Annotated in this window: 13 protein-coding genes, 2 tRNA genes and 2 rRNA genes (1 of these 17 only partly in view); 13 read left to right on the forward strand and 4 right to left on the reverse strand. The window is 34.0% G+C overall.

Annotated elements, in window-relative coordinates; translation table 11 throughout:
* The 4 genes from NMK29_RS11230 to NMK29_RS11245 all read right to left on the reverse strand — a co-directional run.
* A 23S ribosomal RNA gene (locus tag NMK29_RS11230) occupies positions 1-658 on the reverse strand (it extends 2164 nt beyond the left edge of the window).
* 230 nt (positions 659-888) lie between these two features.
* Positions 889-962: transfer RNA gene (locus tag NMK29_RS11235), tRNA-Ala, on the reverse strand.
* 120 nt (positions 963-1082) lie between these two features.
* Positions 1083-1156, reverse strand: a tRNA-Ile gene (locus tag NMK29_RS11240).
* A 164-nt stretch (positions 1157-1320) separates the two neighbouring features.
* A 16S ribosomal RNA gene (locus NMK29_RS11245) occupies positions 1321-2842 on the reverse strand.
* The 16S and 23S rRNA genes sit together here with 2 tRNA genes alongside, the layout of an rRNA operon.
* 771 nt (positions 2843-3613) lie before the next feature.
* Here NMK29_RS11245 and thrS point away from each other — a divergent pair.
* From thrS to NMK29_RS11310, 13 genes are all read left to right on the forward strand, one after another.
* Positions 3614-5560, forward strand: coding sequence for a threonine--tRNA ligase (gene thrS, locus NMK29_RS11250; protein WP_108805574.1), 1947 nt, complete (start codon positions 3614-3616; stop codon positions 5558-5560).
* Between the two features lie 79 nt (positions 5561-5639).
* Positions 5640-6155, forward strand: a complete 516-nt coding sequence (infC, locus tag NMK29_RS11255) for a translation initiation factor IF-3 (protein ID WP_255411848.1) — start codon at positions 5640-5642, stop codon at positions 6153-6155.
* 69 nt (positions 6156-6224) lie between these two features.
* A complete protein-coding gene (gene rpmI, locus NMK29_RS11260; protein ID WP_027394180.1) occupies positions 6225-6422 on the forward strand; it encodes a 50S ribosomal protein L35 in 198 nt (65 codons plus the stop codon).
* A 142-nt stretch (positions 6423-6564) separates the two neighbouring features.
* Entirely contained in the window at positions 6565-6909 is a 345-nt protein-coding gene (gene rplT, locus NMK29_RS11265; RefSeq protein ID WP_027394179.1) for a 50S ribosomal protein L20, read from the forward strand.
* 223 nt (positions 6910-7132) lie between these two features.
* Complete coding sequence (locus NMK29_RS11270; protein WP_108805572.1) at positions 7133-7942, forward strand: RNA methyltransferase; 810 nt, start codon at positions 7133-7135, stop codon at positions 7940-7942.
* A gap of 59 nt (positions 7943-8001) precedes the next feature.
* Complete coding sequence (locus NMK29_RS11275) at positions 8002-9234, forward strand: M48 family metallopeptidase (RefSeq protein ID WP_108805571.1); 1233 nt, start codon at positions 8002-8004, stop codon at positions 9232-9234.
* A gap of 139 nt (positions 9235-9373) precedes the next feature.
* Positions 9374-11581 carry a bifunctional (p)ppGpp synthetase/guanosine-3',5'-bis(diphosphate) 3'-pyrophosphohydrolase gene (locus NMK29_RS11280; protein WP_108805570.1) on the forward strand — a complete coding sequence of 736 codons (2208 nt, stop codon included), beginning with the start codon at positions 9374-9376 and terminating at the stop codon, positions 11579-11581.
* Between the two features lie 83 nt (positions 11582-11664).
* On the forward strand, positions 11665-12132 hold the full coding sequence (locus NMK29_RS11285) for a Fur family transcriptional regulator (protein WP_027394175.1): 468 nt from the start codon (positions 11665-11667) through the stop codon (positions 12130-12132).
* On the forward strand, positions 12132-13403 hold the full coding sequence (locus NMK29_RS11290; RefSeq protein WP_108805569.1) for an adenylosuccinate synthase: 1272 nt from the start codon (positions 12132-12134) through the stop codon (positions 13401-13403). The genes NMK29_RS11285 and NMK29_RS11290 overlap by 1 nt, the downstream gene beginning before the upstream one ends.
* 271 nt (positions 13404-13674) lie before the next feature.
* Entirely contained in the window at positions 13675-14064 is a 390-nt protein-coding gene (locus tag NMK29_RS11295; RefSeq protein ID WP_159092369.1) for a hypothetical protein, read from the forward strand.
* Positions 14065-14268: 204 nt separating this feature from the next.
* Entirely contained in the window at positions 14269-16599 is a 2331-nt protein-coding gene (locus NMK29_RS11300; RefSeq protein WP_108805567.1) for a TonB-dependent receptor, read from the forward strand.
* A 163-nt stretch (positions 16600-16762) separates the two neighbouring features.
* Positions 16763-18013, forward strand: coding sequence for a PepSY domain-containing protein (locus NMK29_RS11305; protein ID WP_108805566.1), 1251 nt, complete (start codon positions 16763-16765; stop codon positions 18011-18013).
* Between the two features lie 68 nt (positions 18014-18081).
* Complete coding sequence (locus NMK29_RS11310; protein ID WP_108805565.1) at positions 18082-18522, forward strand: hypothetical protein; 441 nt, start codon at positions 18082-18084, stop codon at positions 18520-18522.
* Positions 18523-18557 lie beyond the last annotated feature (35 nt).

An 18557-nucleotide genomic window follows, 5' to 3' on the forward strand; every position in this document is an offset into this window, starting at 1 on the left:
CTTTCGCTACGGCTGCTCCGCTTAACGGATTAACCTTGCTAGTAAAAGTAACTCGTAGGCTCATTATGCAAAAGGCACGCCGTCAGCCCGAAGGCCTCCGACCGCTTGTAAGCGTATGGTTTCAGGATCTATTTCACTCCCTTATTCAGGGTTCTTTTCACCTTTCCCTCACGGTACTGGTTCACTATCGGTCTCTCAGGAGTATTTAGCCTTATCGGATGGTCCCGACAGATTCATACAGGGTTACACGTGCCCCGCACTACTCAGGATACCACTAAATCAATATATCTTACCTATACGGGACTATCACCCTCTGTGGTCAGTCTTTCCAAACTGTTCTAATTCAATATACATCTTATAACGTGGTCCTACAACCCCAGCATTGCCGTAACAATACTGGTTTGGGCTAATCCGCGTTCGCTCGCCACTACTAACGGAATCACTATTGTTTTCTTCTCCTCCGGGTACTTAGATGTTTCAGTTCTCCGGGTTCGCTCCTATTGCTAGGTGACATATCTTCAATATGCCGGGTTGCCCCATTCGGATATCTGCGGATCATAGTGTATGTGCCACTCCCCACAGCTTTTCGCAGCTTATCACGTCCTTCATCGCCTCTGAGAGCCTAGGCATTCCCCATACGCCCTTAATTAGCTTATGCGTCTTGCTTTAACTTGCTCTTTTAGTTTTTGATGATAAATAAATATCATCACTCTTTTATTTTTGTCGTTAAATGTCTCCTGTGAGAACATCTAACGCTCGTATTCTTTAAATCAATATGTCAATGAACGTTTTTCCTATAATCAATATAAAAATCAATGAAACCAAAAACTTTTTCAACTTGTGAATCCTGTGTTTTAGCAACTATCAATCCCTATATCTAAAGAATTGTGGAGAATATCGGAGTCGAACCGATGACCTCCTGCGTGCAAGGCAGGCGCTCTAGCCAGCTGAGCTAATCCCCCATTAATGAAATCCTAAATGTCGAATTCAGAATCCCGAATGATGAAGTAATGAATTCTCAACTTCTAAAATTTCCTTTCAGTAATATAATCAATGAACTAATTTTAAGTCCGTAGACTTAGTAGTCTCAGGCAGACTCGAACTGCCGACCTCTACATTATCAGTGTAGCGCTCTAACCAGCTGAGCTATGAGACTTCTTCATAGTTGATGGTTGGTGGTTTTTTGTTGATCGTTATAAATATTTTAAAAAAAATACTAACAACTAACAACCAAAAACTAACAACTATTGTTTAATTAATTAACAGCTTAAGACTAAAAACACCTCAAAATAACAATTCCTGAGTATCGTCTTTCTCTAGAAAGGAGGTGTTCCAGCCGCACCTTCCGGTACGGCTACCTTGTTACGACTTAGCCCCAGTTACCAGTTTTACCCTAGGCCGCTCCTTACGGTGACGGACTTCAGGTACCCCCAGCTTCCATGGCTTGACGGGCGGTGTGTACAAGGCCCGGGAACGTATTCACCGGATCATGGCTGATATCCGATTACTAGCGATTCCAGCTTCACGGAGTCGAGTTGCAGACTCCGATCCGAACTGTGATAGGTTTTATAGATTCGCTCCTGGTCACCCAGTGGCTGCTCTCTGTACCTACCATTGTAGCACGTGTGTGGCCCAGGACGTAAGGGCCGTGATGATTTGACGTCATCCCCACCTTCCTCGCGGTTTGCACCGGCAGTCTTGCTAGAGTTCCCGACATTACTCGCTGGCAACTAACAACAGGGGTTGCGCTCGTTATAGGACTTAACCTGACACCTCACGGCACGAGCTGACGACAACCATGCAGCACCTTGTAATATGTCCGAAGAAAAGTCTATCTCTAAACCTGTCATACTACATTTAAGCCCTGGTAAGGTTCCTCGCGTATCATCGAATTAAACCACATGCTCCACCGCTTGTGCGGGCCCCCGTCAATTCCTTTGAGTTTCATTCTTGCGAACGTACTCCCCAGGTGGGTTACTTATCACTTTCGCTTAGCCACTCAGACCGAAGTCCGAACAGCTAGTAACCATCGTTTACGGCGTGGACTACCAGGGTATCTAATCCTGTTCGCTACCCACGCTTTCGTCCCTTAGCGTCAATACATTATTAGTGATCTGCCTTCGCAATCGGTATTCTAAGTAATATCTATGCATTTCACCGCTACACTACTTATTCTAACCACTTCATAATGATTCAAGACCTGCAGTATCAATGGCAATTTTCCGGTTGAGCCGAAAACTTTCACCACTGACTTACAGACCCGCCTACGGACCCTTTAAACCCAATGATTCCGGATAACGCTTGGATCCTCCGTATTACCGCGGCTGCTGGCACGGAGTTAGCCGATCCTTATTCGTAGAGTACCGTCAGAGTTCCACACGTGGAACTGTTTCTTCCTCTATAAAAGTAGTTTACAACCCATAGGGCAGTCTTCCTACACGCGGCATGGCTGGATCAGAGTTGCCTCCATTGTCCAATATTCCTCACTGCTGCCTCCCGTAGGAGTCTGGTCCGTGTCTCAGTACCAGTGTGGGGGATCTCCCTCTCAGGACCCCTATCTATCGTTGCCTTGGTATGCCGTTACCATACCAACTAGCTAATAGAACGCATAGCCATCTTATAGCAATAAATCTTTAATGATTAAATGATGCCATCTTATCATACTATAAGGTATTAATCCAAATTTCTCTGGGCTATCCCTTACTATAAGGTAGGTTCTATACGCGTTACGCACCCGTGCGCCGGTCGTCGTCAAGTGCAAGCACTCACGTTACCCCTCGACTTGCATGTGTTAAGCCTGCCGCTAGCGTTCATCCTGAGCCAGGATCAAACTCTTCATCGTGTATTCTTAAATATTATTTAACAATAACAACAGGAATTTTAAATCGTATCTCAAAAATGCTTCTAGTCTTAATTCTTATTGTAAAATGATCGTAAATAAATACAACCATAATACGCGCTGTCAATCAATATATCAATGAACTTTTTTAACTAACCGAAAACAATCTTCATTGCCGGTCGTTAATCGAAAATTAACAAGGAATCGAACCCTATAAATGAACCTAATCACTCTACTCCAGTACAACTTTTATTCTTATGAACTTCGCTTGTTTCTCAAAGCGGGTGCAAATATACAACCTCTTTTTAATCCTGCAAAACTTTTTTTAAAAAAAATTAAAGTTTTTTTTGAACCCCGAACCAAATCTACAAAAGCATCTAAACCCCAGTAAAACCTGACCCAAACAAACAAAAATAATCTCAATGAACTTAACAAAACAATATCCCGTTTTGCGGGTGCAAACATACAACCCTTTTTCTAATCAACAACAACTTTTTTGAAGAAAATTTTAATCTTTTTATAACAACCTAGAAACATACGGTTTACACAAATAAAAAAAATAGAAAACAATCAACACTAAATCAAAATAACAATATCAAACCAAATAACATCCTGTCCTTATTATTATACCACATTTAACCAACAACTAAAAATATCTATTAAATTGGTTTTTACAACAGATATTAGCACATTAATATTTTGATAAATCTAGTCATTAATTATTGTGAGGATTTTATTATCGTATTATCTTTGTCTATTATAATTTGAAGAATAATGATCAAGATTACATTACCGGATGGTTCGGTTAGAGAGTTCAGTGAAAGCATCACTGCTATGGATGTTGCAAAAGACATCAGTGAGGGATTTGCAAGAAATGTTATTTCTGCAAAATTCAATGGCACTATTATAGAAACCTCAACGGAATTAACCACCGATGGAAATTTGGTTTTGTTCACCTGGAGAGATCAAGAAGGAAAGCAAGCCTTTAGGCACTCTACTTCTCATGTTCTTGCGCAAGCTTTAGAAGAACTGTATCCAGGAGTTAAATTATCTATTGGACCAGCTATAGATAATGGTTTTTATTATGATGTAGACTTAGGAGACAAAACTATTTCGGAAAAAGACTTTAAAGCAATTGAAGACAAAATGTTAGAAATTGCTAGAGGGAAACATGAATTTAAAATGAGATCTGTTTCTAAGTCTGACGCTCTCGCTAAATATAAAAAGGAAGGAAACGAATACAAACTAGAATTGATAGAGAATCTAGAAGATGGAACTATCACATTCTGTGATCATGATACTTTTACCGATTTATGCCGAGGAGGACATATTCCTAATACTGGTTTGATCAAGGCCGTTAAAATAATGAGTGTTGCAGGTGCGTATTGGAGAGGTGACGAAAAAAACAAACAACTCACAAGGGTTTACGGAACTTCATTCCCAAAACAAAAAGAACTTAAAGAACATCTAACACTACTAGAAGAAGCTAAGAAGCGTGACCATAGAAAACTTGGAAAGGAATTAGGATTCTTTACATTTTCGCAGAGAGTTGGTCAAGGGCTACCTTTATGGTTACCTAAAGGTGCTGCTTTACGCGAACGTTTAGAGCAGTTCTTAAAAAAAGCTCAGAAAAAAGCTGGATACGAAATGGTGGTTACACCTCATATTGGTCAAAAGGAACTATATGTTACTTCTGGTCATTATGCTAAATATGGTGAAGATAGTTTTCAACCGATAAATACTCCCGCAGATGGAGAGGAATTTTTGCTTAAACCAATGAACTGTCCTCATCATTGTGAAATATACAAAAGTGGTCCTTGGTCCTACAGGGATTTACCTATACGATACGCAGAATTTGGGACCGTTTATAGATACGAACAAAGCGGTGAGCTTCATGGACTTACACGAGTTCGTGGATTTACGCAAGATGATGCACATATATTTTGTACACCTGATCAATTAGATGATGAGTTCAAAAAGGTTATAGATCTTGTTTTATATGTTTTTGGTTCTTTAGGTTTTGAAAATTTTACAGCACAAGTATCATTAAGAGATCCTGATAATCCTGAAAAGTACATTGGAGATGTGGAAAACTGGGAAAAAGCAGAAAATGCAATTATAAGTGCCGCAAAAGATAAAGGTCTTGATTATATTATCGAAACTGGTGAAGCTGCTTTTTATGGACCTAAACTTGACTTTATGGTAAAGGATGCTTTAGGAAGAAGTTGGCAATTAGGAACTATACAAGTAGACTATAACCTACCGGAGCGTTTTGATCTTGAATACAAAGGCAGTGATAACGAAATGCATAGACCAATAATGATCCATAGAGCACCATTTGGTAGCATGGAAAGATTTATAGCTATTTTATTAGAGCATACAGCTGGTAACTTCCCTTTGTGGCTAATGCCTGAACAAGTTATTGTCCTATCAATCAGTGAGAAATATGAAAAATACGCTGAAAAAGTTTTAAATTTGTTAGAAAATAACGAAATTCGCGCCCTTGCCGACCACAGAAACGAAACTATGGGTAAGAAAATTAGAGAGGCAGAAATGAAAAAAATTCCTTACATTGTTATTGTAGGGGAGCAAGAAGAAAAAGATAACACAATATCTGTTAGAAAACATGGTGGAGAAGATATTGGAGCTATTAGTATTGAAAAGTTCACTGAAATAATCACCGAAGAAATAAATAGAACGTTAAAACCATTTAACGGATAATAAAATAAATTTTAAGTTTAATTTAAATTTTGAAGTCATAGCAATAAGAAGAAGAAGGTCTCAGAAACCACTAAGAGTAATTAAAGAAGATGCTCACAGAATCAATCATAAGATTAGGGTTGACGAAGTACGTCTTGTAGGCGACAATGTAGAAGTTGGTGTATATCCAACCAAAAAAGCACTAGCACTTGCTGAAGAGCAAGAATTGGATCTTGTAGAAATTTCTCCAAAAGCGGTACCTCCTGTTTGTAAAATAATGGACTATAAAAAGTTCTTATACGAACAGAAAAAAAGGGACAAGGCTCTTAAAACCAAAGCGACTAAAGTCACTATAAAGGAGATTAGATTTGGACCTAACACAGACGAACATGATTACGAGTTTAAGAAAAAACACGCAATTAAATTCTTAAGTGAAGGAGCTAAATTAAAAGCATACGTTTTCTTTAAAGGTCGTTCTATAATCTATAAAGATCAAGGTCAAATCTTATTATTAAGACTTGCTCAAGAACTGGAAGATTATGGTAAAGTAGAACAAATGCCTAAATTAGAAGGTAAGAGAATGATTATGTTCATTGCTCCAAAGAAATCAAAATAAAAAAAGAAGCTTTTTTTTAAAGAAAGCTCTAAAGATAATAAGTGAGATTATTATAAAAACAAGGATACAATGCCTAAAATGAAAACAAAATCCAGTGCTAAGAAGCGTTTCAAGCTTACCGGTACTGGTAAAATCAAAAGAAAGCACGCTTTTAAGAGTCATATTCTGACAAAAAAATCTAAAAAGCGTAAGCTAGCTTTAACGCACTCTACGTTAGTGCACAAAAGCGATGAAAATAGTATTAAAGAACAATTACGTTTAAAGTAGTCGCTTTTTAATCAGGTTAAAATTATTACAAACCCAGGAGTTGGGCCTTTAGAAAATTGGAGAACTAAATATTTAGAACTCGGATTAACAAAAAGACAAAGAGTCAATTTATTGACCGCCTACTACTAAAAAATTTAAAATTATGCCAAGATCAGTAAATTCTGTTGCAAAAAGAGCTAGAAGAAAAAGAGTTCTTAAGCAAGCAAAAGGTTACTTCGGACGTCGTAAAAACGTTTGGACAGTAGCAAAAAATGCAGTTGATAAAGCAATGTCATATGCTTATAGAGACCGCAGAAACAAAAAAAGAACTTTCCGTGCGTTATGGATTACTCGTATTAATGCGGGAGCTCGTATACACGGTATGTCTTATTCTCAATTCATGGGAAAAGTAAAAGCTAATAATATCGAATTGAATCGTAAGGTTCTTGCTGATTTAGCTATGAACAACCCAGAAGCTTTTAAAGCAATTGTAGAAAAAGTAAAGTAATTTTTAAATAAAATATTTTCTCACTTATAGTAAAAACCTCATCATTGTGATGGGGTTTTTGCATTTCTAAACATCTATAAAAAACTAAAACTTAATCCGTAATTTCTGGGATTAACAAACAATTGGCTTATGACGCTAGTATCCCCTAAAATCTATAATCTTAGCTTCGTAAAAATATCTTTTCTATAATTTATTTTATACTTGTCTTAGTATATTTGTTCCTATGCTTAAACAAATTACCAGTATACAAAATCCAAAAATAAAATTCTTAAATCAGCTTAAGGAAAAATCTAAGATTCGTAAAAAGGAAAATCGTTTTTTTATTGAAGGAAGACGAGAGATTTCCCTTTCAATTTCTGGCGGATACAAAATAGAACATATATATTATTGCCCATCAATTATCTCTTCTGAAGAAGTTATAGAAATTCTAAAAAAAACGAATATCCAAATTGATTTATTTGAAATTACCTTAGAAATTTATCAAAAACTATCTCATCGATCTACAACCGAAGGTATTATAGCAATTGCAAAATGCAAAGAAATATCACTTCAACACTTAGTTCTTGAAACAAAAAATCCATTAATTTTAGTTGCAGAATCCCCGGAAAAACCGGGAAATATTGGTGCATTGCTACGTACTGCGGATGCTGCAAAAGTAGATGCGGTTCTAATTGCAAATCCAAGAACAGATATCTACAACCCAAATATAATTAGATCAAGCGTTGGGTGTGTATTTACAAATAATGTAGCAACTGGATCCACTTCCGAAATTATCTCCTTTCTTACTGCTCAAGGTATTGATATATATGGAGCTGCATTACAATCTTCTGAAAATTATTACACACAAGATTATACTAAACCTACTGCAATTGTCGTTGGTACAGAAGATAAGGGCTTAACCGATGAGTGGTTAAATAACACCACACAAAATATTAAAATCCCAATGAGTGGTGTTATAGATTCAATGAATGTTTCAGTAGCTGCAGGAATACTAATTTTTGAAGCAAAACGACAACGTGATTTTGTTGTGTGATACTTAAAAAATCACTAACTTTCTAAACCTACAAATCCCAAAGCTACAAACCTATACAAATGACGTCAAACACGCTCTTTCAACTATTGATTGCTATTATTATAATAGTATTTCTAATAGATTCTTTACTGGATATTTTAAACGCCAGACATTACAATAACGAAATCCCTGATGAACTCTCTGATGTTTACCCAGAAGATGAGTATCAAAAATCAATAGCCTATAAAAAGGCTAATTACAAGTTTAAGCTAATATCTTCTTTAGTTTCTTTATGCATCATGCTTTTATTCTTTTACTTAGATGGTTTTGCTTGGGTAGATAATATCGCCAGAAGTTTTTCAAACAACTCTATTATTGTTGGACTTCTATTTTTTGGTATTATAATGATCAGTAGTGATATTCTATCGACACCTGCTGCATATTATAAAACCTTTATTATAGAAGAACAATTCGGGTTTAATAAAACAACTATTAAAACTTTTTTTATTGATAAAATCAAAGGGATTATTATGATGATCATTGTTGGAGGTGGTCTTTTAGCATTAATTATGTGGTTTTATGAAATTACCGGAAAATATTTTTGGGTCTATGCCTGGGCATTAATTTCTATTTTTACATTAGCTATGAATATGTTCTATGCTAAATTGATAGTTCCATTGTTTAATAAACAAACACCTTTAGAACCAGGTGAGTTAAGAGATACAATTCAAGAATATTCTAATAACGTTGGTTTTCAATTAAGAGATATTTTTGTAATTGATGGATCAAAAAGAAGTACTAAAGCGAATGCTTATTTTTCTGGTTTAGGAAGTGAAAAAAGAATCACATTATATGACACACTGATTAAAGACCTTAACAAAGAAGAAATTGTAGCGGTTCTAGCTCACGAAGTTGGGCACTATAAAAAACGTCATGTAATCATGAATCTTCTTTTATCAATTTTACTCACAGGAGTAACACTATGGTTTTTATCTTTATTTATTGCAAACCCACTTCTTTCAGAAGCATTAGGTGTAGAAATACCTTCATTTCATATTGGACTAGTTGCTTTTGGAATCTTGTATAGCCCAATATCTGAGATAACTGGACTTATTATGAATGTTGTTTCTAGAGCTTTTGAATACCAAGCAGATGACTATGCTAAAAGCTCTTATGATGGTGAAGCCTTAATAAATAGTTTAAAAAAATTATCAAAAAATAACTTAAGTAATCTGACACCACATCCTGCTATGGTGTTCATTCATTACTCACATCCAACTCTTTTACAAAGGATTAAAAATATACGTAAATAAATGAGGTAAGATAGTCTTGGTGGTTACAATTCTTAATTGTATTTTTAACTCTTACTCGATGTTTAGAATCAAATATTTTTAACCATTAAGTAAGCACACAGTCACATTAAAAATAGGCTTTCAAAGAAAACTTTATAGTATGACAGAAGCCGCTATAGAAGAGGAAAACAAACAAATTGCTAAGCAATACAAAGAATTGCTTCGTATTAGTTATAGAGATCTTAGTAAAGAAGATAAAAAACTAATACGACAAGCGTTTGATATTGCTGTAGATGCTCATAAAGATCAGAGACGTAAGAGTGGAGAAGCCTATATCTTCCACCCTATTGCTGTTGCTAAAATTGTAGCAAGCGAAATTGGACTGGATGCAACTTCTATAGCTGCAGCATTACTTCACGATGTTGTCGAGGATACAGAATATACCTTAGTAGATATCGAACAAATGTTCGGAGATACTGTTGCTCGCATTGTAGATGGGTTAACAAAAATATCTTCTCTAAAAAAAGATAAAGATATATCCCTTCAGGCTGAGAATTTCAGAAAAATGCTACTTACCCTTAATGATGATGTAAGGGTTATTATTATTAAAATAGCAGATCGTTTACACAATATGCAAACGATGGATGCAATGCGTCCTGACAAGCAAGTTAAAATTGCGTCAGAGACCTTATACATCTATGCTCCTTTGGCACATAGAATAGGTCTTTATAATATCAAAACAGAATTAGAAGATCTAGGATTAAAATATACTGAACCCGAAGTTTACAAGGATATTTTAGAGAAAATCAAAGAGAGTAAAGAAGAACAAGATGTTTACATAAAACGGTTTTCTGATAAAATAAAAGAAGGACTTGATAAGGAAGGCTTAGATTATGAAATTAAAGGAAGACCAAAGTCAATTTTTTCAATCAGACGTAAAATTCTGAAACAAAACATTTCATTTGAAGAAGTTTATGACAAATTTGCCATAAGAATCATATACAAAGCAGATGATATAGAAAACGAAAAATTCATTGCTTGGAAAATATACACTATAGTTACTGACTATTATAGACCAAATCCTATACGACTTAGGGATTGGATTTCTCAACCAAAATCTACGGGATATGAAGCCTTACATATCACTGTAATTGGTCCTGATAGCCAATGGGTAGAAGTGCAGATACGTAGTGAACGAATGCATGAAATTGCAGAAAAAGGATATGCAGCGCATTATAAATATAAAAACACCGAAGAAAAACAAGATCAAGGGCTTGATGGTTGGTTAAATAGATTACAAGAAGCACTAGAAAATTCTGAAGCAAACGCAGTTGATTTCGTGGAGGAATTTAAACTTAATCTATATGCAAAAGAAATCTTTGTCTTTACTCCTGAAGGAGATTTAAAATCTTTGCCCAAAGGAGCAACAGCATTGGACTTTGGCTTTAGCGTACATACAGAAGTTGGACTAAGAACTAGAGGAGCTAGAGTGAATAATAAATTAGTTCCGCTAAGTCATGAACTTAAAAGTGGAGATCAAGTAGAAATTATTACTTCTACTAAATCAAAACCTTCATCAAACTGGTTAGATTATGCAACTACCGCTAGAGCAAGATCTAAAATCAAATCTGCCTTACGTGATGAAAAGAAACAGATAGCCGAAGAAGGAAAAGTAGTTCTTAAACGTAAACTACGCTCCCAAAAAATAACCATGGGAGAAAAAGTAGTTAACGAACTGGTTCTATACTTTAAACTCAAAACTAGTCAAGATCTTTTCTATAGAGTTGGTATCGGAACTATTGATAACCAAAAAATTAAAGAATTCGCTACTACACGTAGTAATGTCTTCATGAATTTTATTAAAAATAAAATTCGACGAGGAAATGCCAAAGATGTGAATAAAGATGAAATTACGTCTAAGTATGATCTTTTAGTATTTGGTAAGGATTCTGAAAAACTAGAATACAAACTATCCAATTGTTGTAATCCTATAGCTGGAGATAATGTTTTTGGTTTTATAACAGTTAATGAAGGTATAAAAATTCATAAAAAAGATTGCCCTAATGCTTTACAACTACAGAGCAATTATGCATATCGTATTATTCAGGCAAAATGGATAGATTCTAGCCAAGAAGTGTTTAAAGCCGTTATTAGACTTAATGGTATTGATAATATTGGCGTTGTGAATGAAGTGACCCAAATCATATCGAATAATATGCATCTTGCCATTTATAATATGAACTTTGACACCAATGATGGTGTATTTACAGGTAAAATCACTGTAGGTGTTAAAAACAAAAACACCTTAAAAACAGTTATTCAAAACCTTTCTAAGGTAAATGGAATTGATAAAGTAATTAGAGAATAGTTCTTTCTATTTTTTATTAATAAGTATTTATAATTTGGACTCTAACTTGTAAAAAATAATGTAAATTTGCTTTTTTAAGCATTATGAGTACCAAAACAACTACGCAAAACGATCAGAATATCGTTAAGAATGTGTTTACTAGTTTTCTAGAGGAAAATGGTCATAGAAAAACACCTGAGCGCTACGCTATACTTCAGGAAATTTATGAAAGTGAAGAACATTTTGATATAGAATCACTTTATATAAAAATGAAAAACAAAAACTATCGTGTTAGTAGAGCTACACTCTACAACACTATAGAGCTTCTATTAGATTGCAAACTAGTTCGTAAACATCAATTTGGTCAAAGTCAGGCACAATACGAAAAATCATATTTCGACAGGCAACATGATCACCTTATTTTAACTGATAGTGGTGAAGTCCTGGAGTTTTGTGATCCAAGAATACAATCCATAAAAAAAACAATCGAAGAAATTTTTGATGTAGAAATTACAAATCACTCATTATATTTCTACGGAACCAAAAAGAAACCCACTAATCAAGAAAACTAATGGCGGTAAACTTATTACTTGGTCTTCAATGGGGAGACGAAGGTAAAGGAAAAATTGTAGACGTTCTTACAAAAAATTATGATATAATTGCGAGATTTCAAGGAGGACCCAATGCAGGACATACTTTGGAATTTGATGGTATCAAACATGTATTACATACGATTCCAAGTGGAATTTTTCATGATAAAGCAATCAATTTAGTAGGTAACGGTGTCGTAATTGACCCAGTAATATTTAAAAAAGAATTAGATAATCTTGCTAAGTTTAATTTAGATTATAAATCAAAACTTGTTATATCAAGAAAAGCACATCTAATATTACCAACACATAGAATTCTTGATGCAGCATCTGAAGCTTCTAAAGGAAAAGCAAAAATTGGTTCTACTCTAAAAGGTATTGGACCAACTTACATGGATAAGACTGGTAGAAATGGTATCCGTGTAGGAGATCTAGAACTAAGTGATTGGAAAGAACGCTATAGAAATCTTGCTAACAAGCACGAGGCTATGATAGATTTCTACGATGCAAAAATCGAATATGATTTAGAAGAACTAGAAAATGAGTTTTTTACTGCTATAGAAACTTTAAAATCTTTGACTTTTATTGATAGTGAAGAATATCTGTACCAAGCACAGAGAGATGGTAAGAAGATATTGGCAGAAGGAGCTCAAGGATCTTTACTAGATATAGATTTTGGAACATATCCTTTTGTAACATCTTCAAACACAACAGCTGCTGGAGCTTGTACAGGACTAGGAGTTGCTCCTAATAAAATCAAAGAAGTATTTGGAATTTTTAAAGCGTATACCACTCGTGTAGGAAGTGGACCATTCCCAACAGAATTGTTTGATGAGGATGGAGAAACTATGGGTCGTGTAGGTAATGAATTTGGAGCTACAACCGGAAGAGCACGAAGATGCGGATGGTTAGATTTGGTAGCATTAAAATACGCTGTTCACGTTAATGGAGTTACTCAATTAATGATGATGAAAGGTGATGTATTAAGTGGTTTCAAAACTCTTAAAGTATGTACTGCATATAAATATAAAGGAGAAACGATCACTCACCTACCCTACAACATTGAACCAGAAAATGTAACTCCGGTATATACAGAAATGAAAGGTTGGTCAGAAGATCTTACTAAAATGTCTGATAAATCAGAGTTCCCAAAAGAGTTAAATGAATACATCGATTTCTTGGAAAAAGAATTAGAAACACCAATAACTATTGTTTCCGTTGGACCAGATAGGACTCAGACAATTCATAGATAATTTTATACATAAATTATTATAAAATATATTCCTCAAGTTTTAAAGCTTGGGGAATTTTTATTTAATAAAACGCTAAAACCGATCTAACACAAACAGCTAACCAGTAATGTTCAATACTGCTAATTTTCTAGAATTTCTTTATCAAAACACTCTTAATTGATGATCTTTTTCAGTTCAGATATTAACTATATTTTCGGCAATTTTTAAGATTCGATTTTATATTTCTTTTAAGAAGAATAGTATATTTGCAGCAAATTTGAAATCCCCTTAATTGAGAGTCTTTTTTTCTATATTAATATTCACTGCTTTTGCCTTAAGACCTGCAATAGAAATGAGTAATGTACTATATTACCAACTAAATATTGATACAATTATAGAGAAATATTGTGTTAATAAAGAAAGACCCAAACTAAACTGTAACGGAAAATGTTATCTAATGACTCAAATGAAAATGAGCAAAACAACTTCCGATACTAAAAACAATTCTTTAACCGTAATAGTAGAGGCTTTTATTCCACTCTTTTTTGAAGATAATACCATCCGAATTAAAAACATTTCACAATTCTATTTTAAAAACACTTCCAACTGGAAACCTATTAGTGTTCATACTAAAAATGTTTCCAATAATATTGATCGCCCACCAGAAGTTTCCTTTTCTTAATCACTTCTAAAGTGATATCATAATATAGAACTTAGTTAAGATTTCTTCTTGACCTTAGGATTCTATATATCATTTTTTATAAACAAAATGTTATTTAACCGTTTTATATAATAGAAAATCTATTATATAAAGTGGATTTAAGTGGAATTACATATACCCATATGTCAACATTCTTACTTAAAAATAACCCACACAAATTATTTAATGAAAAACATACTAATGTTAGCTATATTCCTTATTTATGGAATTCATAGTTACGCACAATCTTTTCAAGGAAAAGTTGTAGACAATTCTAACAACCCACTAACAGGAGCAACAATAATAGCATCTAACACGACTACAAATGGAGTAATGAGCGATATTAATGGGAACTTTACAATAACACTCCTAAACTCAAATCAAGTTACCATTAGCTTTTTAGGATATACAACTAAAAAAGTCTCTCTTACTAGTGGCGTTAATATTATCCGCTTATCTATTGATAATGTAGCGTTAGAAGAAGTTTTTGTTACCTCTGCAAGTAGAGAAATCCAAAAACGTTCTGATGTTCCTGGGTCTATCGCTACCATATCTGCAAAAACTATAGAAGAGACAAAAGCTTTTGGTATTGATCAATTGGTTAATCAAGTTCCTGGAGTTTTTATGTCAACTTCTAGGGCTGCTAGCAATGAACAACATTTCATGGCGGTCCGATCTCCTATTTCTACAAAAGCATTGTTTTTATATCTAGAAGATGGATTGCAAATACGTCCAACTTCTGTATTTAATCATAACGCATTATTAGAAATGAATGATATTTCTTATGATCGCATAGAAGTACTAAAAGGACCGGCATCCAGTATTTACGGTAGCGAGTCTATTGGAGGTAGTTTTAATTTTATTACTAAGAACCCTACAAAAAACCTTAGTGGTAGTTTAGGGTTCCAGACTAATGATATTGGATTAACTCGTTATGAATTAGAGGTTTCGAATAAAACCAGTGACAAGTTTGGGTTTTATTTAGGAGGACATTATGTACAACGAAAAAATGGCCCCATAGAACATAGTGATTACGAAAAACTAGCGGTAACATTTAAGACCGTGTACGATTTTTCTGAAACTACAAAATGGACAACTGTTCTAGATATTGTAGATTACAGATCAGATATGACTGGTTCTTTAAGTGAATCTGATTATTTAGGAGGAAACTTTGAAAGCGATCAAACTTTTACGGAACGAGAAGCACTAGCTTTTAGACTAAGAACCTCACTAGATAAATTCTGGAATGATCGAAACAAAACTTCTTTTAATTTTATTTTCAGAGATAATACGATGGATCAAAATCCATCATACAGAGTTCGTCAATTTAGAGATCAAGGTCAGTTAACTGGATTTGGTTCTGGAGAAATAAACTCTAATCAATTTAAGAGTTTTGTGGGTTTAATACAGCATAAACTAGATTTTAATTTTGCCAATTCTTCTTTAATACTAGGTGCTACGGGTGATTTTTCTCCACAAAAATATGTAGCAGAAACTACTAGTGTTATAGTTGATACAGAAACTGGGAGGAATACAGATTTTACAATCAATTCAGGAGATTTCATATTAAATTATAAAGCAGACATTTTTAATTATGCAGGGTTTCTACAATATGAAATATCACCAATAGCGCCTTTAAAAGTAACTGCCGCAATTCGCTATGATGGATTTAAATATGATTATAACAATCAGGCAGATGGTATTGTAGGTGTAGAAGATACCGTAGATAATTTTAATAATCTTACTCCTAAACTTGGAATCAACTACAACTTTTCGGGTCAGACCGGTATCTATGCTAATTATTCTCAAGGGTTTACTCCTCCTCAGGTTTCTACATTATACAGAAACAGTAATCAATTACAAGGTATAAAACCAAGTAGATATAATAACTACGAAATTGGTGGGTATTATACGATTCCGGCAAAACTTACTTTAGATGCTGCTATATATGTTTTAGAAGGAAAAAACACACTTATCACACTAAGGGATGAAGATGACAATTTCTTTAATACTAATGCAGGTAAAACTAGATCTTACGGAGTAGAATACGGGATTACTTATAAAATTCTCAAAGAATTATCCATTTCACACAACGGTAGTTATGCGAAGCATGAATATATAGACTTTTTTGATTCAGGTGTAGATTATTCTGACACAGAAAGAGAAACTGCTCCTAGTTTATTAGGGACTTCTGCTATTACCTATCGCAAGGATTTTGGAAACATTGGTTTTAGTATTACAGGAGAGCATGAACTGGTAGGAAGTTATAATACTAGCTTTGAGAATCAAGTACAAAACGATGATGGTTCTTTTGGTACAGCTACTTATAATGGTCATACTATTTTTAACCTTAGGGCATCAGTAAACTATAAGGGAATTGAGTTATGGGGACACGCTTTAAATATTCTTGATGAATTATATGCCGCAAGAGCCTCATATAATGTGTTTAGAAGCGAAAATAGTTTTACAATAGGAAACCCAAGAGCTTTTCATCTTGGAGTTCGATATAATTTTTAAAACCAGAAGTTTCTAAAATATAGTTATGATCTACTGTCATAGTAAATATGTGTTTAAAGAGTCGACATCTCTACAATTGGTTTACACATATTATTTTCTATTGTGGGGTAATAGAAAATAATGGCAGTAGATCTTTTTATCAACCACTGATAATTCTACAATCATGAAAAAAAATTCAAAACTTAATAAATGGCTTTGGAAATGGCATTTTATCGCAGGATTAATATCTCTTCCATTTATTCTAATACTTTCTATTACAGGAATTATTTATTTATTTAAATCTGATTATGAGACTCCGAGACAGAAACATATAAAAGAAGTAGTTATTACGGATAGTCCCATTTCTCTACAAGAACAATGGAAGATAGCTAATGAAACAGCTATCAAAAAACCAAACTCAATGGTTATCTCAAAATCTCTTAATCACGCTACAGAATTTGTCTCAGGAAGGTTTGGAGGTAAGAGTAGTTTATTCATAAATCCATATTTGGGCACCGTTTCTGGTGAGATCATTGCCAAACAAACAAATATGCATACGGTTCGAAAATTACACGGAGAATTGTTAATGGGCAAATTTGGCACTAAAATCATCGAATTAATTGCAAGTTGGATGATTGTTTTAATTCTTACTGGCTTATATGTTTGGTGGCCAGAAAGAGGATGGAAATTAAAAGGATATTTTATCCCAAGAACAAACCTAGACCGTAGAACTTTTTATAGAGATATTCATTCTATTTCAGGTTTTTGGATATCTATTTTATTAGTAATGATTTTAATAGGAGGTTTTCCGTGGACAGATGTTTTTGGAGAAAATTTCAAAACTGCGCAAAAATTAACCAATACTGGATACCCAATCGGTTGGAGAGGTGACCAACTAAAATCGAATATTACCGGAAGAACACCCTTAACATTAGATCAAATGGTTTCTAAAGCTAAAACACTAAAACTTCCTGGTGAGGTAACAGTAAGTTTTCCTAAAGGACCAAAAGGAATATTTAGTGTATCTAACTTTAACCCTTCAGATTTAAACACCCAACAAAAAATACATTTTGATCAATACTCAGGTGAACCAATCCTAAAACTTACTTGGAAAGATGTAGGAGTTTTAATGCGCGCAAGAATGTGGTTTATGGCGTTTCATCAAGGTCAGTTCGGCATCGTTAATTGGTGGTTAATTCTTCTTACTGCGATCACGTTAACCATAATGAGTGTATCAGCCATTCTATCTTATTTATTAAGAAAACGAAAAAAAAGTTGGGGAGTTCCAAAAGTTCCTTCATCTTTTAAAGTTGGATATGGAATTATAATCCTACTTATACTACTATCGTTAGTATTCCCATTATTTGGAGCAAGTCTATTATTAATTTTAGGAATGGAATACCTAAGAAAAAAACAATCTCGTAAAATTTCCTAATCTATAATATATCAGAATAATACATATTCAAAAAAGTAATACATTTGAACTATTAAAAACCAAGACCAATGAAAAGTAAAAACATATATTTCTTAATATTAATTACCGGACTTCTAACAAACTTTGCGTGTAACAAATTGTCTCAAGAAGAGCAAGAGTTCGATGCTTTGATGCAAAAAGTAATTGACGTACACGATGAAGTAATGCCTAAAATGGGATCTATGAGCTCTTTAATAAAGGAATTGGAACATAAGATTGATACCACTTCCGTTGGAAAACCATATGAAAAAGCACAAAAAGATCTTAAGGATTCTTATGATTTTATGATGGATTGGATGAGTGATTTTAACTCTAAATTCCCACACGGCGAAGAAAATACAACAGATGACATGGAAAAGTTTACTGCAAAAATGAAACTGCTAAAAGAAGAAGAAATAGAAGTTAATAAGCTAAAAGAGCAAATTAATTTGAGTATTGCTAATGCCGAAAAGCTTTTGAAAAAGTCATAATTCTTCTTTCTACATATAGTTTCTAAAATTGTTTT

It is taken from the genome of Aquimarina sp. Aq107, assembly GCF_943733665.1.
GTDB lineage: Bacteria > Bacteroidota > Bacteroidia > Flavobacteriales > Flavobacteriaceae > Aquimarina.